The sequence below is a fragment of the Paenibacillus sp. J31P190 genome (assembly GCF_059692075.1).
Genome location: NZ_JCAUAS010000016.1, coordinates 115,715 through 135,565 on the forward strand (window position 1 = coordinate 115,715; position 19,851 = coordinate 135,565).

The window sequence follows — 19,851 nt, forward strand, 5'->3', positions numbered from 1 at the left end:
AAATGAATTATACTCCCATTTGCTCACAAATACCACTGCTAAATTCATCTGAAATGACCGTTTTCAGCCAATTTTCATAAATATTCTCATGGTTTGGTGACTTTCTCTTTGTCCCGCATCACTTTCAATGCGAATTGAGGGAGTAAAAGCATTCGTTTGTAACGCCAAGGCTCCTGCATCAGGCGGTAAAACCACTCAAGACGTAGTTTTTGAAATAAAACGGGTGCTCGTTTTAGCTTGCCCGAAAGAACATCAAAACTTCCCCCAACACCCATCATGACAGGGACACTGATTTGTTGTTTGTATTTCCCAATCCAAGGCTCTTGATTAGCAGCAGATCTTCCTACGAGAAGAATATCCGGAGCCGCATCCACGATATCTTGAATCACTTCAGCATCCTGCTCGTCTTTAAAATATCCATCACGTACGCCAACCAGCTTTATCCCCGGATACGCCGTACGAAGCTTCTCAGCTGCAGCTTGGATAACCTCATTGGAAGCGCCAAGCAAGTAAACTTTCCAGCTTTTTGACTCACCGACTTTCATCAGCTCATGAATCAAATCATAGCCCGGAACCCGTTCTACAACAGGCTCACCTACATATTTCGCTGCCCAGACGACACCGGTTCCATCAGGAACGATGAGTTCAGCGCGCTGCATCATGCTCAGATAAGCAGGATCGTCTTGCGCGGCCATGACCATAATGGGATTGGCCGTAATAACCTGATGGGGTTGTCTTTGTTCAATAACGTTCGTAAGGTAAGCTACGGTTTGGTCCATACCCATTTTGGAGATGGGTACTCCGTAGATGCGAACTTTGGGTATAGCATTCGCAGATGCGACCTTAGATTGGGTCGTTGTTGATGTTGAACTCATAGATATCTCTTCCTTTAAATGACGTTGGTAATCGGATTTTGGTTGCTTTTTTTCATTATTTCCCTATTTGTTAGTTCTTTGTTTGTAAAAAGAAATGATGCGATGCGCAGGAAGCTGAGCCTGCGCTTTGAGCTCTTCGATGGCGGCGCGGCTGGACGCCGCCCAAGCCTCTCGGCCGGCCAGAAGGCGCAAAGCCTCGGCCGCAAAGGCATCCGTATCGAAGCGAGCTGTCGATGCGGCGGCTTTCATGCCAAGCCTATGGAGGAACTGGTCGATCTTCGGATCGTACGAGATGCCTACCATAGGCACGAACTGCGAGGCTGCATAAATCAAAGAATGCAGCCTCATCCCGATCAGCAGGTCGCATTCCGCGACCTGCGCGAGCATATCCTGCGGATGGGTGATGCCTCGCACCATCTCCACCCGGGACCCGTGATCGCCCAGACGGTCGATCACGAACTGCGACGCCACCTCGTCCGAAGGAAGGTGGAAGGGCAAGAACCGCAGCCGCACGTTGGCATCGGCTGCGAGCAGCACTTGCAGGGACCGCGAGAGAGCTTCCAGCTCTGTGCGGTCCTCATTCCAGAAGCGGACGGACACGCCGACCGTCCGCTCTAAACCATCCGGCGCGAGGTTCGACGCGCCGCCACCAGAACCGGTCCCGCGCAGCGGCAGCCCCATAACCGGGTCAGGCACTACCGTGATGCGCTCCCGTGGGAGCCGCATCTTCCCCAGCAGCTCCGCGGACTCCGTATCGCGGAGCGACACATATGCGCAACGCTGGAATACGCTGCGGATCCAGCCATAAAACATAGGGCGGCTAACAGGACCGATGCCTTGCGAGTAAATAAACGTAGGCTTGCCCAGCCACTGCGCTATTTTCAAGACAGCCAAATAATACGGGATCGTCTTCGAGCTTGTAGCATCCTGTAATAAGCTGCCACCGCCGCTAATCAAACCATCGGCTTCACGTAAAGCACGAATCAGCGGACCAGGCTTCATTCGATGATAGGCTTTCACCCCGTACATCGCTGACGTTTTCTCAGGATTAGCAGATAGGACGATAGGCTCTATCTGTACGCCTTGCTCTCGCCCTTGCTCCTGCAAAGCAAACAATATCGATTGCAGCACAGCTTCATCGCCGCTATTATCGAAGCCATAGTAGCCGGATAGCGCTATTTTGACTGTGGCACCCATCGTTTCCAACTCCTTGTGATTATTTCCCAAGCTGCAATCAGAACGAGGCCAATTAAAGCGCCAAACACAAGACCATAGGTTATACGGATCAGGGATATATGAAGCGGCGTATGCAAGTGCGCGAATGTATCTACAATTGAAAGCTGCCCAATTACACCGATGAAAATCAAATAAACAGCATGTCTATAACGAACTGACAAATATGCGCCTAGCAGGAATAACGGATGTGCGAACAAAAATTCTTTGGTTCGAGGGCGCACGCCCAATGTATTTTCCAAGAAGGAGCGGAATAATTTCTCCAAGGTAGAAGCCTGTCCTTCATTTCCTGTACGTGACAAGTAATAATAAACGGCTGCCAGAGCTACGCCAGCGACTACAATCCATAGCACACTAATGAAGGAAGCAAGGATACCTCGAATATTCGCAATCTTATCTCTGTACGTGTTATTTTCGCTAAAGAATAGTAAATACACACCTGCGATAGCAATAGGGAGCAAATGCAGGACGCCAACGCCGCGGAACTGCTGCAGCACGAGTAAATACGTAACGTGATTGAGAAGTGCCACTTCGTAAACGACACCAATCAATGAAATTGCAGATGTTTTGATTAGTGTCCATAAGGCATAAGCAAGACCTGTTTTCCATTTCGCTGCAGCTCCTGAACGAACGGAACGAATGGCCAGCATGATCGCTATGCTCGGTGCACTAATGGCTGCACTTAAGGCAAGGCCTTGCGCGTATAGATTAGCCGAAAGGGTATGTAATGCAATAAGCCCAAGCATACCTAAGACGAAGAGGAGCAGCACGGCTTCCGGTACGAAGAAGGACACCATCAGCACGATTAAACTAACGCCTCCAAGCAGCATGAAGATGCGGGCAATTTTCTGCCATCCTGTCGTTTTTACATCAAATGGCTCTGCGGATCCAAGCGTAAACCCTACTTCTTGGATGCGAGGAATAGCGCCGTCTTTCCCTTGCAAACTTTCATAGTAAGCAGCTACCGGATCAACTAACTTCCCTTTATCCAAGCTTTTTACTGGCCTTGCATTCAAAAAAACCATGCGGATATTGCGGTCTTTCACAGCAAGGACTAAACGATCTGCAACACCTTGAATACGATCCTGCAGTTCCGATTTTTTGAGCGGCTCTGTTAACTTTTCTCCGTCTTTCTCTGTGAACGAATGCAATCGAACGACGTTATAATTCGTTTGCTTCGATAACGTGCTAAACCCTTTTTGCGGCTCTTTTAATAACTCAATGGCTGCTAGACCAATGCCGTTCTTATTAAGAAGATCTGCCATTTTATTCAGGTTAATTTCCGTATTTTCTTCCGTGTAACCCGGAACTTCATTGCCGTCAACAATGATACGCTTTACGCCGATATCATGTAACTGTTTCAGCAGACGATCCATTTCATTGGTTACAAAAGGTCTGCGGTTCGATAGACGAACCACGATTTGAAACCCTTGATCTTTCAGCATTTGTAAGGTCATCGGGTCTGGGTCCATACCCTTAATCGATGCATCGTCCATGCTCATTTGGATGACAAGTCCGTTTCTATTTTTGAAACTCCACGGCTTCGTACCAACCTTCAGATCCGCGAACGTTTTCTGAATTAATGGTTCCAGCTTCTGCTGTGTGGCACTATCTGCGAACAGCACGTAGGTAAAATTTTCATTAGGATCACCCAATGTTTGGGTAAGTGCGGCAGCGTCTCGAGAGCTAAATACCTCGATGCGTCGGCTCTCTTTAAGCTCCGCTAATGTACTCTCGTACACGGCCATTGAGCTAATGCCCGCTGCTTTCATATTCTTCAGCTGCTCAGCGACAAAAGTCTGCGGATTCGTCTGAAGATCCGAAATATCCAGCAAATCACGATAATCGAAAACAAACTCGACTTGATTGACCGAAGTTTCCGTTTGGTGACGCGTGTAGGCTAGCGGCAGGGAGACTACCAATCCAATAATGACGAGCCACCATAGGATATTTTTGAAAGGTTTATTCCATGTTTGATACCATTGTGCCAAGTTGTCCACTCCTTAGAGCTTTCCGATAGAAAGCTTTCTTCGTAAAGCATGTACTTACATTCGAAAACCCCTTCAGGTCCTACCTCGGGTAATAGGCCAAATGAATGCGGATTTAATTTCCATCTATTCATTAGACGACCTATCCCTGACTTAGGTTCTGAAGAGGTTCAGTTTTCCTATTTCATTATCCGTCTACACGGTTAAGCACATATTGAATGATGCCATCTAGCTGCTGTTCGGCCGCAGGACCTGTAGATCCTTGTACCGCAAAATAAAACTTAATTTTCGGTTCCGTTCCAGAAGGACGCAGGCAGAACCATGAACCATCATCCAGCTTGAATTTCAGCACATTTTCGCGAGGAAGGCCATTTATGCCCTCTGCGTAATCTTCCACTTGGCTTACACGAGTGCCACTGATCTCCGTCGGCGGATTCGTTCTCCAAGCTTCCATGATGCGCCCGATTTGTTCCACGCCGTCTTTCCCTTTCAGCGTCCTTGATTCAAGCTTTTCCAAAAAGTAGCCAAAGGATTCGTACAGTTCCTGAAGGACTTCATATAAAGTCTTGCCTTGCTTCTTATAATAAGCTGCAGCTTCAGCAATGAGCATCGCTGCGATAACTGCATCCTTATCTCGGGCATAATCCCCAGCCAAGTAGCCGTAGCTTTCTTCGTATCCGAACAAGAACGTATATTCACCATTCTGTTCAAACTGGGACATTTTCTCCCCGATATATTTAAAGCCAGTTAACGTATTTAATGTAGGAATCCCATAATGATTGGCGATGACTGCACCCATTTCACTTGTAACGATCGTCTTGACGACGACGCCGTTCGCAGGCAGTGTTCCACGCTCTTTCAAGCTTGATAATAAATAATTGACAATGATAGCACCAGACTGATTACCTGACAAAACGACATATTCGCCGTTCGGATCTTTTACAACAGCACCCATACGATCAGCATCAGGGTCGGTTCCGATGATAATATCGGCATCCCAATCTTTCGCTTGTGCAATGGCGAGTGTAAAAGCTTCCCGCTCCTCCGGATTCGGAGACTTAACCGTCGAGAACTGTGCATCCGGCAGCTCTTGCTCAGCTACAACACGGACTTGTCCGAAGCCAACTGCTTTCAGCACTTCGCGTACTGGCACATTACCCGCTCCATGCAAAGGAGTGAAGATGATGCGGAAATCGCCTTCGATCTGCTTAATCACATCTGGATTCTGGCTAATCGCCGTTACGGCCTGGATGTACGCTTGATCGACCTCTTCACCTAGCCAAGAAAGCAGCCCTTGCGCTTCCGCTTCTTGCTGGGTTATTTTCTTGACCTTATCGAAGGAATCGATGCTCTGTACTTGTGCAATGACTTGCTCCGCAAACTCAGGAACGAGTTGTCCCCCGTCTGCTCCATATACTTTATAGCCATTATATTCTGGTGGGTTGTGACTTGCTGTAACGACAACCCCTGCGGACGCGCCTAAGTATCTCACAGCAAAGGAAAGCTGTGGTGTCGCGTGCAGTGTTTTAAAGAGATAAGCCTTAATTCCATTCCCTGCGAATACAAGAGCAGATTCTAAAGCGAACTCGGGCGACATATGACGTGAATCATAAGCTAGAACAATGGAGGGACTTGTAGCGCCTGTCCCATTCACATATTGTGCCAAGCCTTGGCTTGCGCGTCCAACGGTATACACGTTGATTCGATTCGTTCCAGCGCCAATCACGCCGCGAAGTCCTCCTGTGCCAAATTCAAGATCTTTATAAAAGCGATCCTCAATTTCTCTTTCATCTTCCCGAATAGCACGCAGTTCTTTCTTCGTTTCGGCATCCACTGCTGGATCCTCTAACCATAATTGATACTCTGTTTGTACACGCGTCATAGTAGTCAGGTTCATCTCCTTTTTATCTATGGGTTATTTATTAGCAAGGGCGAACATAAGCTCGCCTTCGACTACCACTTTGTCGCCTACCTTAGCCACCGCTTGGCCTTTGACAATAGTTCCTTTTACACGTGTAATCGTCATTTCTAAAGTTAGTGTATCGCCTGGTACGACCTGTTGGCGCCAACGAATGCCATCTGCGCCTGCAAATAAACCAATTTTACCTTTGTATTCAGGCATCGACAGAACAGCCACAGCACCCACTTGTGCCAAAGCTTCAACAATCAGCACACCGGGCATAACCGGATAGCCAGGAAAGTGTCCTGCGAAGAACGGTTCATTGATCGTAACATTCTTTATACCTACAGCTCTAACACCTTCTTCGACCTCCAAAATACGGTCAACAAGCAAGAAGGGAGGGCGATGAGGAATGATCTCTTGAATCTGGTTAATATCTAGCATAGCGGTTTAAAAACTCCTTTCAAAATGCTTGTATAAAATACAAGGTAATCACTTACAATAGGGATGTCCCTTCATTAACTGCAGAAGTGAAGGTTCATATAGGGGAGCTTATGTACAGGGCTGTGTTACAGTCTTATACATAGGCTCTTTTTTGCGTAGTATACATTATTTCAATTTGGCTCCTCGATTTAATACAAGGAACTGAATAATATAAATGAAGGAAGTTAAGAATGAGACCCCAATTACAAACCATAAATAAGTAATGGCGAAGTTTAAATGAAAAACGATGAAGAGGATTGCAAAATAGTACAAAACCGTCGTTAACTTTCCCATCACATTGGCTGGAACTGTTAACTTGCCCCTGAAGTGAAAGAAAGCAGAACCCATAATCATACCTAAATCACGAATGAACATCGCTGCAGCTGCCTGCCAAGGAATCAATCCCGAGATGAGCAGGGATAAGATCACCGCAATCATCATGCTCTTATCAGCGAGAGGGTCCAGCATGACACCAACGGGTGTTATAAGTCCGCGGGTTCTTGCGATATAGCCATCTAGGATATCCGTAAGTCCGGCTGCCAGTAAAATAAAAAAGGCAACTTGGATATGGCCATAAAAAAAAATCACGAGGTACACAGGGATTAGAACAAACCTGCTGATGGTGAGCATGTTCGGTATATTCAAAGTACCCCTCCTGCGCGTTAGTATCCGATATCTGGTACATTTAACCTTCATTCATTATACCGCTGCTTAGACAAAAATAAAACTCCCATGCGGGAGTTAGAGTTAATTCGCAAATACCAGATCGTATAAATGCCGCCAGGTGCTCATATGAAAGATTTCTCCCGCTGGCTGATGACCAAGCTTGGTGTAACCAACCCATAGGCCGATAAAAACAGCTAGCACGCATAGCACAGGAATACGAATGATTTTGAAAATAAGCCATATTATATTCAGCCATTTCGGCCTTGGTTTCTTCTTTGGTGGAGCAGGCTTGTCTGACATCGAGCCCTATCCCTCCCTTTCTAAGATCAGGCGCGCAAATTATTAGCGATATTCATCATCTGATCCGAAGATGTAATAGCTCGGGAATTGAGTTGAAGCGCTCTTTGCACGATAACCAGATCTGTCATTTCATCCGAAAGCGTAACGTTGGATTGCTCCAGAAAGCCCTGCATAAGGCTAACACGGTTAGCCGGGTTATCTACCAAGGGGTTCACATCTTGTAAGATATTCGCCTTCTCAGCAGCCGTTATGCCATTAGGAATCGCATAAAGGTTATCTCCAACGTCTTGGAGCAGCTGTGGACGTACAACGCGAACTAGCTTGATCTGTCCCAAATTAATGGGTGCTGCACTTGGGTCCTGCTCATTGTATCCTTTGATCGTACCGTTCGGTTCAACGACAGGTCGAAAACCAGTCGGCACACGAATCGGATTGCCATCCACACCAGTGATGAAATGGCCTTCTTTGGTCGTAAGCACGGTACCGCCAGTCGCATCCGGACTTAAACTGAAAGCACCATTACGAGTCCAAGCAGGCTGGAACACGGGGTTGCCGTTCTCATCTGCCTTACTCACGGATACTTCAAACAATCCATCACCTTGAATGGCAAAATCCGTCACATTCCCCGTGGGTTGAATAGGCCCTTGGGACAAATTCGTCTGAATTTGCACCAGCTTCGAGCCCCACCCTTGGTTAAAACCAAGTGGCGAGAACCGGCCTTGCTGACGGAATCCTTCTGGCTGCGATTTGACGTTAGTCAGAACGTCCTCGAAGGAGGCTTCCTTCTTCTTAAAACCGTTCGTATTCACATTCGCAATGTTATTGGAGAGAATATCCAGCTTTTGCTGTAAGCTATGCATGGATACCGATGAGTTAATCATGGAATTGTTCATGGTCCTGCCCCTTCGCAAGCTAGATTAGACGCGCCCAACTTCATTCGCGGCTTTTTCCATACTTTTATCATAAGATTGGATGACTTTTTGGTTTGCTTCATATGCGCGTAGCGCTGACATCATATCGACCATCGATTGCGCGGAATCAACATTAGAGCGTTCTATGAAGCCTTGACGAACCTCTACTTGGTCACCTGCAGCAACCTGTGTTACAGTCGCTTCATCGCCTGGATTAATGCGCAGCAGGCCGTTACCTTCACGCAGCAATAGATTCGGATTCTCTGCACGCGATAGCATCAATCCTACGGGTTGGCCAGTCGGCCCCAAAAGTGGAAGGCCATTCGCATCAAGGAACTCACCCTTGTCTGTCACCTTGAAGGAGTGAATCGGTTGACCCGCTCCATCAATCAACAGCAGGGGTTGTCCATCTCGGCCTAGCACAAGGTTCCCGTTGGCATTTACTAGCTGGCCAGCAGTATCAACGGTGAACTTCCCGTTTAAGGAATACCTCTGCTCACCTTCAGCGTTTAAAACCGTAAATAGGGCCTGCGGCTGAAACGTGCGTTCTCCGTCCGCATTCACGAACTTTCCTGAAGCGTCAAAGTTCATACCAGGCACTTGTATTTTCGAAACAAGCGCAAAATCAAAAGGGTTTTGCGTTTCCTGCAAATCACCCTGTGCATGAATGGAGATACTCTCCTCGGAGAATACACCTAGACTCATCTTCCCAAGGGGAGCTGTCGAGGCACCTTGTCCACCACGTATCGTCGATATCAGCATCTCCGGGAACGATCGAGACAAAGCATTGCCTTGTTTAAAGCCTGGGGAATTTATGTTGGCAATATTATTCGTAATGGTGTCGTGTCTGCGCTGTTCGGAGATCATGCCTGCCGCCGCGGTATACAGTCCTCTTAACATCTCTTCACCTCTTAGGTAGTATGGCTAATTAAAATTTACGTTTGGTAACCTTATCTAGGTTATCGAGCATAATGCCTGTTCCTTTAACGACACAGGACATTGGATCTTCCGCAATTAATACAGGTACTTTCAGTTCGTCCGCTAGCAGTTGATCGAGCCCATGCAGCAAAGCTCCGCCACCTGTCAAAATAACACCACGGTCAATAATATCTGCCGATAGCTCTGGAGGTGTTCGCTCCAATACACTCTTCGCCGCAGTCACGATGGAGGAAACTGGATCCCACAGCGCTTCCTGAACTTCACTGGAGTGAATCGTGATCGTAAGTGGTAAACCGGATACCATATCTCTACCGCGAATATCCATCTCTTGATCTCTACCGTGTGGATATACCGTTCCGATTTTCAGCTTAATATCTTCGCTCGTCCGTTCACCAATCAGCAGCTTGTACTTATTTTTGATATATTTCGTGATCGCAATATCGAATTTGTCGCCTGCAATCTTAATGGAGGAGGAGGTGACGATGTCACCCATGGATAACACGGCTACATCCGTCGTCCCTCCGCCGATATCTACAACCATATTGCCGCTAGGCTGGAAGATGTCCATACCGGCACCAATTGCCGCTGCCTTCGGTTCTTCTTCCATGAATACCTCTCGGGCACCGCTGCGCTCAGCTGCTTCGCGGATCGCCTTCTGCTCAACCGAGGTGATGTTGGTAGGGGCGCAGATCAGTATTCTCGGATGAGAATACCAATTCTTGCCCCCTACTTTCGCGATAAAATGCTTCAACATCATTTCCGTAATATCAAAGTCCGCAATAACGCCATCTTTCAATGGCCGAATCGCGATAATGTTGCCTGGAGTTCTACCTACCATGCGGAAAGCTTCTTCTCCTACAGCCAGCACACGTTTCGTATCGCTTTCAATCGCTACTACGGAAGGCTCATCGAGCACGACACCGCGTCCTTTTACATGAATAAGCACATTTGCCGTGCCGAGATCTATTCCAATATCCTTGCTTAACATTTCTAGTTAATCCTCCCTAAACCTACCGTCCATCCCGTGAAGAATCGGCGCTCTTGTATATAGTTCTAATTATAAGCTAAATTCGATATAAATGCATTAATTCCTCTTTTTGCGTGAAATTTCGACACGGGAAGTATGAAGGAAACCTATCGGGATGAAAGGTACTTTTAGGACTTGACCGTGACCAGGTTCTCGGAAAGCTTCGGATTTCGGGTTTTTCGGTACTTAATTTTCGTCGCTTCTCCTCCCCTAAGGTGCCTGATGGATTTGTGATACTCCAGAATGTGCTTCACCTGATTGGCCAGGTCCGGGTTGATTTCCGGTAGTCTTTCCGTCAAATCCTTGTGCACCGTGCTTTTGGAAACGCCGAATTCCTTAGCAATGGTGCGAACCGTATTCTTGGTCTCGACGATACAGGTACCAATCTTAATGGTTCGCTCTTTGATGTAATCGTGCACTCCCCTCGCCTCCCTACTCGAGATAGTTTGGTAAAGTATATGAGGGGCATGACTAGATATTCTACGTAGCCAAGCCTGACAAGCCCATTTCCCATATTTATTTTCAAAATAATCAAGAATAATCGATTCTGGCGTCCTTCGGACAAGCGGTTTTGGTAAAAGTGAAGCGAAGTCAAATAAAAACTAATCCTTCCTATCCATGCAAAAAAGCAGCAGGATGTACCCGCTGCCCTTATTTTATGTAGGCTGGTCGCCTATGCGTCGAAGCTGATTACTGCTTAGCGTTTAAAAGCGTTTCTGGATTAATCGCTGCATTATCACTAACTTGGCGGACTTCAAAGTGCAGATGCACGGCGTCCTCTTTCTCGAATTCGTTGCGTCCTGCTTTCGCGATGATATCGCCTTTTTTCACTTCAGCGCCTTTGGCTACTTTCACCTCGGACAAGCTTTGGTAAACACTGATCAAGCCATTGCTGTGTGTAATTTCAACAAGATTGCCAACAACCGGATTCTGTTCTACCGCAGTCACCTTGCCGCTTAGAGCAGCTAATACTTCGAAAGCTGCGCCATCCTTGGCTTTCAAGTCGATAGCGGTATGCGGCGTCAATTGATCGTTATATTGAATCATTGCCGCCTGCTTCATTTCATTCGTTGCATTCGTGTCATAGAAGGGGATGGAGACTTCGACAAGCGTTCTGTCTTTAACAGGCCATTGAATCGTTTCGGTCTGTGCGTTGACCGCGACTGCCCCGTCTGGTGCTTTGGTATTGTCTGTCGCTTTGTCACTGCTGCTAACCTTAATGCCCAGATCTTCTTGGCTGACTGTCTTCGTCCCGGCGTCCTGGTACACCCACATTAAGGTTAAGATAATTGCTGCTGCTGCCATATACGTTGCTGGGAATACCCACTTCTTAGCAAGCAACCTCTTCCATGTGGATGTCGTACTTTGCGCTCCTTGTGCAGTTTTAGGAGCTTCTTCTTTTTGAAAACCTTTGTTTTGATCATTCATGGTTATCACCTCATCAACCATTCTTGACACATTTAAAGGTTTTATACTTGAAGAAAGATATTTTTATAGAAACGTTAAAGGATTACGATTTTTGGATAAAAGGTGTCGCTTTTTCGATAGAGATGCCTGTGTAATAGTAGGTTACGATTTGCTCCGCGGTTTTACCCTCCATCGCCATACCATTAGCGCCCCATTGACTTAGGCCAACACCATGGCCATATCCGTAGGTAGTAAATGTGATTTTGGAGCCTGACCATTTCCACGTAAATTGAGAGGATGCTAGTCCTAGCTTCTCTCGTACTTCGCGACCTGAGAATATTTTACCACCAATCGTTATGGTTTTAATCCGGTGGCCGGCCGACCATGCTAGTACTTTCATATTTTTGGCGCTTGTACCTGTTGTTGCTATACTCGTAACGCCTAGCTTCTGAAGCATACTCTTGTAACTGAGATCAATGGTTTCTTGATAGCGAGAGGACAGCTTTATATCCCAGGGGCTTGGCACACTGCGCAGATAGGGACTCTTGAACGGCCAGTAATCTTCCGAGTTTTCGGTGTATCCATTACTTGTCGAGAAAAAGGTGGCATTAATAGGTTTATGCTCATAAGTGAGGATTAGATCTTTGGTTTCATTCACCGCTCTATCGATTTTAGCCATATTCGTCTCGTAACGCTTGTCCCATCTGTCTCTTAGCTCTTGATCCGTGATATAAGCTTGATGCGCAGTTGTGTCTGTCACAAGTGCATCGTTAACCGGCATATTGCTGTAATCCTTCTCTAGCACTCTACGCACGACATAAGTTCTAGCTGCCATTGCCTGCGCTTTGAGCGCCTCCAGTTCGAATTCGACCGGCATTTCGGCGGCGAGCACACCTTTCACATACTGTTCCAGCGGTACCGTCTCAATCGTCGCTTTCTTGGTCAGATACACGGGAATCATTAGGCCTTGTTCGGTGATTGTTTCCTCGAGCAGTCCGTCTTTCGCAATTTGGGTGGGAGGTTGCCCCCCGCCATCCGGAATCTTCTTAACTAGCAAACCTGGAACGATAATAGTCACACATAGCATGGAAGATAAGCAAACAGCCATCCAAAGGATGACCCCTTTGCCCAGCACGCGTTTCTTCTTGAACATCATCTAAGCAGCAGCCTCCATAAGCGCGTTTACTAGCACGTAGTTGATATGACTTAGCTTATGAGAGGGATTGCTAGAATAGAACAATGGACTATCTTGTAAAATGCGTGAGATTGCGGATGCTAGAGCTTACGGGGAGCTTCAACTGTTGCCAATACCGTCCCTCTACCTTTGATGTTACATATCGAGAAAGTCGATTGATTCATCCTATCTTGCTCTAGATTGAGGTGTCTTAAATAAGGATAAATCGTCAACTATGCTGGGTCGAGGGTTTCTGGATGAATGAATCCCTATTCGCCGTTGAATGATGTTGTAGAAAGTACAACATTGGTAACCGCAATATCCCATCTACCTTCATGAAGCTGCTCTAAGACTCTAAAATCGTAATTTTGAGTTTTGCCTACCAGTTGTGAGGAGGCATAAACAGCATAGCGTGTTACTGGGCATCCGCTAAGTAGCCAAAAAAAGAGCATTCTCTCCACCTGCTCTAAAAGCAAAAAGAACCATCGGAGTAATCCCCCAATGGTTCTTCAAAACACAATCCTAAGCAAGCGTCGGCTGGATGTTGAAAAAACCCAACTCCGCAGCTTCTTGCTCTACTTCTTGCGGCACCGATCTATGAATATCGGCACCTAGCTCACGCAGTACGTCAGTAATATCGACATAACCGCGATCAATATGGTGAACTCCTGTGATCTCGGTTTCGCCTTCTGCAGCTAGCGCCGCTAGAATAAGAGCCGCCCCTGCCCGCAGGTCTGTTGCGCATACCTTCGCACCCTGCAGCTTGGCATTGCCGCTTACGATAGCTGTACGGCCATCGACTTTGATATGTGCATTCATGTTCGAGAACTCCTCGACATGCATGAACCGATTCTCGAACACGGTCTCGGTCACGAGGCTCGTGCCGTCCGCCACCATCAGCAGCGCCATCATTTGCGACTGCATATCGGTTGGGAAGCCCGGATACGGCAGCGTCTTCACATCAACCGCACGAAGCGGCCCCGAAGCGCAGACACGAATACCATTCTCATCTTCTTCGATGATAACGCCCATTTCTTGCATTTTAGAAATAACAGGTCGGAGATGGTCACCAATAGCGCCCTCCATATACAGTTCACTACCAGTAATAGCTGCGGCAATCATATATGTACCCGCTTCTACGCGATCCGGAATAACCGTATGTACAACCCCACGAAGTTTCTCTACGCCTTCTATGCGAATAACACCTGTTCCTGCCCCGCGAATTGTCGCGCCCATGGCATTCAGGTAATTCGCCAAATCGACAATTTCCGGCTCTTTAGCAGCATTCTCAATGATGGTTGTGCCCTCAGCGAGCGTTGCAGCCATCATGATGTTCTCGGTTGCGCCTACACTGGCTACATCGAGATAAATTTTGGCACCCTTCAGGCGCCCCTTCACTTTAGCTTCGATATACCCTTGACCCAGTTCAATATCGGCACCCATCGCTTCAAAGCCCTTGAGATGCTGATCAATTGGCCTTGTGCCAATCGCACAGCCGCCTGGAAGCGAAATTCTCGCTTGACCAAGCCTTGCTAACAAAGGACCCATCACGAGGAAAGAGGCTCTCATTTTACGGACTAGATCATAAGATGCTTCACATGTGTTAATGTTATGAGCACGAACACGAATAACCTGACGGTCATATTCCACTTCAATACCTAAGCTTTGCAACACTTTATTAATGACTAGTACATCGTCAAGGGGAGGCGCATCATGGATGACGCTTTCACCTTCCGAACCCAGAATGGAAGCTGCAATAATCGGTAGAACCGCATTCTTTGCTCCGTTGATTTTCACATTGCCAGCTAACTTTCGGCCACCGCGGACGATAATTTTGCTCATCATGGTCCCTCCGCGCACTTATTTTAAATTACAAGGTTTTGCACATTTCCTAAGTTTATCATTTCAACCCATACAGTTACAACTGTGTTCTTTTGGTATTCCGACTGACCTACATAGAGTTCGGAGAAGGTTTCAATTTTCGATCCGTTCTATTATCCATTGTTGACAACAAACTTGCGCATTATTCGAAAAATGTGATTAAAACATCTTACCGAAGCCCATAGAGAGGCCTAAATATTGGATAAAAAAACTAGCAACCAAGTGCCCGAGAGCAATAGAAAGCAAAATTTGCAGCATAATCGCTTGAGCAGCTTTTGGCCTTTTGAGCAGGACATCGAAGCGGAACGATTGCAGCGCCCACCACGATAGGCCAATACACAGGATGTAGACAGCAATATCAACCATATTCATCATCGAAGCATATTTCGCCGCTTCACTCCATTTATCTGTATCTGCCATAAGTCACTCCTCTTCGGTTTTACCGATTGATTACTTTAGCGAGCAGTGTTACGAATTCAGCTCGTGTTGCTTGCTCATCAGGCCGGAAGGTGCCATCCGAATAGCCGCTAATCCAACCATCCGCCGACATTTGTTTCAGGATCCCGACACCCCAATACGTATCATTCACATCGCTAAAAGGGGAGTTACCCCGGCGTTTCCCCGTCATATTCATGCTGCGGGCAAGCATCTGTGTCATCTCCATACGTGTAAGCGTACGGTCAGGCCCGAATGTTCCATCCGGGTAACCGTCCACAATATTCGCTTGAACCGCTTTGGCTACGTAATCGTAAGCCCAATGCGAAGCATCCATATCGCTAAAACGCAGTTCCTGGCGTTTAGACAGCTTCAAAGCTCGCGTCAATACCGTTGCTGCCTCCGCACGTGTAATGGGCTGATTGGGAGCAAAACGGTAGTTTCCGTAACCGCTAATCACACCTTGCTCCGTAAGCTGACTAATGGCATCCTTTGCCCAGTGTCCATCAATATCGGCAAATCCGCTCACCAGCGCGTAACTGCCTACTTTTAACCGATACATTTGACTCATAAACCATTGGTTAGCCTGAAGCTTGATATAATAGGTGCCTGCAGGTAGGGTTTTCTCAATAAAAAACTGATCATTACCATAATCATTTCGATAAAAGCCTTGTTCCTTCAAAGAACTATCATATAGCGTTGCATATAAAATGCGTGATGTCGGTATGTTCGTTAAACGCACTTGGGCGAGACCATCCTTGCTCATGCGGAATTCGAACCAATCAACATCATCATTTTTGTTAAATACACCCTCATACACGGAATTCATCGCAGCAAAAGTAGCTTGATACGATTTATCATTCGGCTCATTCGGATCGATCAGCTTCGGCGTGTATTCAATTTCTAACGTATACTCTCCCGTAATCGGCTCTGAGTAATCCTTCATATTGCTGACGCGAATGTAATATTGACCTGGGAGCAGATCCATTTGGGAGCTGACCTCAATGCCTCCATCTCCGGCTTGGTCGATCGTAATCGACTTCTCCCCTTCCTTCTGAAATAGGATCATCGGATCAATGCGTCCGGTATCTACGGATAGCCTAATTCGCATTGTACCTGAGTCTTTTAGGGATATTGCAAACCAATCCAGATCTCCTTTTTGATGAAAAGTACCTCGGATAGATTGACTTCGATCAGGTAAAACGAATGCTTTATACTGCTTATCATTATCCTCAAATGGATCCTTATAAATAGCAAAATCCGTTCGCATCGAGTAAGTTAACGCCGTCTTGCGGGAACGATCCACCGTCTGCAGCTGCACATACGTACGCCCTTTGGTCACGGGGACCATGAAAGGTTGACTTCCGTCCGAGGTACTATTCGCGATAAATGTTTCTCCGGAATCAAAACGCACTCGGACACCCGAGCTATCTGCGCTATTCAACCATAATTTTATAAACCCATCATAAGCCGCATCAATGGCGTACCAATCTTGGTCTTGTGCCGTGCTAAGTACAGCTTTAACAGCCGTATGAACCGGCAATATGGCAGCCTGATTCATATTGTCATTAGGCTCAAAATAATCCTCGCTGTACGGCTTCGTCAGTGCCAAATCCACTCTTAACAAACCATAGCCCGTTTTGGTATCCCATCCCCCAGACGTCAAGTCTTCTGCCGTCTGCTCGAGTTGCGCACGAACTTGATACACGTTCATACTCGGGTATTTACCCCATACCAATGCTGCAGCTGCAGCAACCTGGGGTGCAGACATGGAGCTTCCATCTTGGTATTGATAGCCGCCACCAAGTGCTGTTGTGTATACATCCCAAGGCGCTACGAGATCCAGTTCCGGCCCAAAATTCGAACGAGGATCAGCAAGCTTTTCAGAGTTAACGCCCCCTACAGCTAGAACAGTAGGATATGCCGCCGGGTATTTCACACTTGTGCTTTCATTGCCAACAGCGGCAACGAGCAGTACATTACGATCCTCTGCATACTGCACAATGCCTTCCATATAATCGGAATATTTATTCAATCCCAGGGAAAGCACTACGATCTTCGCGCCGTGATCCACTGCGTACTTGATGCCTTCGCCAAGCTTTGCTTCGCCGCCTGTACCGTCGGCCTCCAACGCTTTAATTGGCATAATCTTGGCATTAGGAGCTATGCCTGCAATCCCTTTATCGTTATTGAACGTGGCTGCAATGATACCTGCCACATTCGTTCCATGTCCATTATCATCTTGAGGCTTTTTCGATGGTTGAAGCAGGTTCACACCATCTACCAAATTACCTACTAAATCAGGATGTACAAGATCAACGCCCGTATCGACAACCGCTACTACAATGGGGGTCCGGGAATCTCCTGCTGCAGCCCATGCTTGATCAATGTGGATCATATCCAGATAGGTTTGTTTCACCCTCATAGGATCCGTCGACACCGGGTAGGCTGCTTCTACTTTAGTCATCATCCCTGTAAGTTCCACAACAAGCATCATCAGCACGATGAGCCAAAGGTGTCGAGTACATTTCATGTAATCACAGGTCCTTTTTCTTGTATGATCTTTTTCCTTCTCTATCTATACCACATTACCCGTCTTCTCGATACCTATATCGGTTTTTCGTCGCAAAAAGTTCAGAACTTGAGCAAAAATATTTTTGCAATTATGTATGGGACGAAAGACAATCCTTCTTCTATACATTGTACATCGAAATGACAAGCCGTGAAGCCTTTGGAATAATTTGCTGTAAAAGCGAAAAAACCAAAATAAAAAAACGACTTCGTTGGCCTTACGGGATGAGCCTAATTGTTTGAGACAATCCCTCTTTAGGGGAACCTCAGGGCGCTATTTAGAGGAAAAGCTGAAGTTCGGCAGCTGTAGGGGAACTACAAGGTCTTATTCTATCGAAATGGGACCCATTTCTACCTAAAATGGCGAAATAGCGTCCCACAGTTCCCTTCCCCTCGCTCAAAGAGCTACTTTTGGTGAAATAGCACCCTCTCGTTCCCTTTCTTCACGCTCAGCTTACACCTAGCCCCAAAAAATATATTAATTCTTTTATACAAACAAAAAAGCCTTCCCCCACTTCTTTAAGTAGGGAAAGGCTTATTCATAAATTTACATAATCAGAAAATCCTTCGTTAAGGTGAAAATGGCTTCGATGCCTTTCAGCACAAGGTGTGGGACAACGCCCAATGCCACGCTGATGAGGGCACATAACCAAACTGTTATCCCTAACGGAATCGACACCTTAATCTCGGCAGGCTCGTAATCGCTGCGCATAAACATTTGGCGTACGATGCCGAAATAGTAGTAAAAGGATACCACACTGGTAGCGATCATCAGTGCTCCCAGCCAATAGTGCTGGGTCTGCATCGTTCCCAGGATGATGTAGAGCTTCCCGAAAAACCCGCCAGATAAAGGAATGCCGGCCAATGAAAGCACGATGAGCACCATGGCTACGGCTGTTATTGGGGCCCTGTAATAGAGACCAGCGAAACCCTTCGCTTCGGTATGGCCTTCTGCCTGCTCAATAATCATCAGCACAGCGAATGCTCCGATGTTCATAAACAAGTACGCGATCAGATAGAATATAAATTCAGAGAAGTTCGCGTAGTGGGTACTGGAAAAGTAAGTTCCGATCGGAACGAGTAGGTAACCTGCATTAGCAATTCCTGAGTAAGCCAAAAGCCTTTTCATATTCGTTTGCTTCAGCGCAATGAAATTACCGGTTACCATCGCAATGGCCGCCATTACCGATATGGCAAGGAACACATCTGATTGAAAACTGCTTCCTTCAAAATTGCTAAATCCAAACAGCACGTAGAATACGCGGAACAGGATGGCGAAGCCGGCGCCTTTGGACACGACAGCCAAAAATGCTGTCACTGGCGTCGGTGCGCCTTGGTATACATCCGGCGCCCAGCTGTGGAACGGGGCAGCGGCGATTTTGAAGCCGAAGCCTGCCAGCAGCATGAAGAATGCTACATAAAGCAGGGGTTCGTAAGCCGTTACGAGCGATGGAAGAGCAGCACCAATCTGCGACAAATTGCTGGAACCGACCATTCCGTATAGGAAGGACATGCCATACAAGATGATCGCAGATGAAATACCGCCCATGACCAAATACTTGAAGGCACCCTCGTTAGATTTGTTATCTTTCTTCTTCATAGCTACGAGCAAGTACGAAGTAATACTCAGCAGCTCCAACCCAACATACAGCGTGATAAGGTCACCCGAGGATGACATAATCATGGCTCCGAGCGCGGCGGGCAGATAGAAGTAGTAATACTCCCCGACATGTGGAATGGCCTCTTCTTTGATGAAGCCTAAGCTCATCAAGACAATGAAGCCCGTACCTACTAAAGTGAACAATTTGAGCAGATTCGAGAAATCATCTACTCTGTAGCTATTATTGAGCAGCCCAATAGCCTCATCTGGATTCAACTGTAGAACAACGAATATCGCAGAAATAGCGATGCCAACCAACGTCAGCCATCCAATTATCGAGCGACTAAGCCTGTTAGGAAGGACCAAATCCAAGAGAGATAGGATGATCGCGGTGGCAACCAGCGAAAGCTCAGGGAGCAGATGCACTAAATCGGCGACATGGAGTCTTATCTGTTCCACTG

The 19,851-nt window shown here is 46.8% G+C and carries 17 protein-coding genes; all 17 read right to left on the reverse strand.

What is annotated here, in order from left to right; genetic code table 11:
* Nucleotides 1–86: 86 nt before the first annotated feature.
* Nucleotides 87–875, reverse strand: coding sequence for a WecB/TagA/CpsF family glycosyltransferase (locus AC58U0_RS24710; protein ID WP_497381590.1), 789 nt, complete (start codon nt 873–875; stop codon nt 87–89).
* Nucleotides 876–938: 63 nt separating this feature from the next.
* Nucleotides 939–2,072, reverse strand: a complete 1,134-nt coding sequence (gene csaB / locus AC58U0_RS24715; protein ID WP_497381591.1) for a polysaccharide pyruvyl transferase CsaB — start codon at nt 2,070–2,072, stop codon at nt 939–941.
* A complete protein-coding gene (locus tag AC58U0_RS24720; protein ID WP_497381592.1) occupies nt 2,051–4,099 on the reverse strand; it encodes a DUF5693 family protein in 2,049 nt (682 codons plus the stop codon). Before AC58U0_RS24720 ends, csaB begins: the two co-directional genes overlap by 22 nt.
* Before the next feature lie 184 nt (nt 4,100–4,283).
* Nucleotides 4,284–5,987, reverse strand: coding sequence for a phospho-sugar mutase (locus tag AC58U0_RS24725; protein WP_497381637.1), 1,704 nt, complete (start codon nt 5,985–5,987; stop codon nt 4,284–4,286).
* Nucleotides 5,988–6,011: 24 nt separating this feature from the next.
* On the reverse strand, nt 6,012–6,440 hold the full coding sequence (gene fabZ / locus AC58U0_RS24730) for a 3-hydroxyacyl-ACP dehydratase FabZ (protein WP_029195635.1): 429 nt from the start codon (nt 6,438–6,440) through the stop codon (nt 6,012–6,014).
* A 165-nt stretch (nt 6,441–6,605) separates the two neighbouring features.
* Entirely contained in the window at nt 6,606–7,124 is a 519-nt protein-coding gene (locus tag AC58U0_RS24735; protein WP_497381593.1) for a CDP-alcohol phosphatidyltransferase family protein, read from the reverse strand.
* 102 nt (nt 7,125–7,226) lie between these two features.
* On the reverse strand, nt 7,227–7,445 hold the full coding sequence (locus tag AC58U0_RS24740; protein WP_171693063.1) for a DNA-directed RNA polymerase subunit beta: 219 nt from the start codon (nt 7,443–7,445) through the stop codon (nt 7,227–7,229).
* A gap of 26 nt (nt 7,446–7,471) precedes the next feature.
* Nucleotides 7,472–8,338 carry a flagellar hook-basal body protein gene (locus AC58U0_RS24745; RefSeq protein WP_497381594.1) on the reverse strand — a complete coding sequence of 289 codons (867 nt, stop codon included), beginning with the start codon at nt 8,336–8,338 and terminating at the stop codon, nt 7,472–7,474.
* A gap of 24 nt (nt 8,339–8,362) precedes the next feature.
* Entirely contained in the window at nt 8,363–9,256 is an 894-nt protein-coding gene (locus AC58U0_RS24750) for a flagellar hook-basal body protein (protein ID WP_497381595.1), read from the reverse strand.
* Between the two features lie 28 nt (nt 9,257–9,284).
* On the reverse strand, nt 9,285–10,283 hold the full coding sequence (locus tag AC58U0_RS24755; RefSeq protein ID WP_029195639.1) for a rod shape-determining protein: 999 nt from the start codon (nt 10,281–10,283) through the stop codon (nt 9,285–9,287).
* 167 nt (nt 10,284–10,450) lie between these two features.
* On the reverse strand, nt 10,451–10,741 hold the full coding sequence (gene spoIIID, locus AC58U0_RS24760) for a sporulation transcriptional regulator SpoIIID (RefSeq protein ID WP_047682268.1): 291 nt from the start codon (nt 10,739–10,741) through the stop codon (nt 10,451–10,453).
* A gap of 271 nt (nt 10,742–11,012) precedes the next feature.
* Nucleotides 11,013–11,750: a peptidoglycan DD-metalloendopeptidase family protein gene (locus AC58U0_RS24765; RefSeq protein WP_497381596.1), complete on the reverse strand. Its 738-nt coding sequence runs from the start codon at nt 11,748–11,750 to the stop codon at nt 11,013–11,015.
* Nucleotides 11,751–11,832: 82 nt separating this feature from the next.
* Complete coding sequence (gene spoIID / locus AC58U0_RS24770; RefSeq protein WP_497381597.1) at nt 11,833–12,885, reverse strand: stage II sporulation protein D; 1,053 nt, start codon at nt 12,883–12,885, stop codon at nt 11,833–11,835.
* A 540-nt stretch (nt 12,886–13,425) separates the two neighbouring features.
* Nucleotides 13,426–14,745: a UDP-N-acetylglucosamine 1-carboxyvinyltransferase gene (murA, locus tag AC58U0_RS24775; protein WP_171642824.1), complete on the reverse strand. Its 1,320-nt coding sequence runs from the start codon at nt 14,743–14,745 to the stop codon at nt 13,426–13,428.
* A gap of 198 nt (nt 14,746–14,943) precedes the next feature.
* Nucleotides 14,944–15,204, reverse strand: a complete 261-nt coding sequence (locus AC58U0_RS24780; RefSeq protein ID WP_497381598.1) for a DUF1146 family protein — start codon at nt 15,202–15,204, stop codon at nt 14,944–14,946.
* A 19-nt stretch (nt 15,205–15,223) separates the two neighbouring features.
* Nucleotides 15,224–17,752 carry a S8 family peptidase gene (locus AC58U0_RS24785; protein WP_497381599.1) on the reverse strand — a complete coding sequence of 843 codons (2,529 nt, stop codon included), beginning with the start codon at nt 17,750–17,752 and terminating at the stop codon, nt 15,224–15,226.
* 585 nt (nt 17,753–18,337) lie between these two features.
* Nucleotides 18,338–19,849 carry an NADH-quinone oxidoreductase subunit N gene (locus AC58U0_RS24790; RefSeq protein WP_497381600.1) on the reverse strand — a complete coding sequence of 504 codons (1,512 nt, stop codon included), beginning with the start codon at nt 19,847–19,849 and terminating at the stop codon, nt 18,338–18,340.
* Between the last annotated feature and the right edge of the window lie 2 nt (nt 19,850–19,851).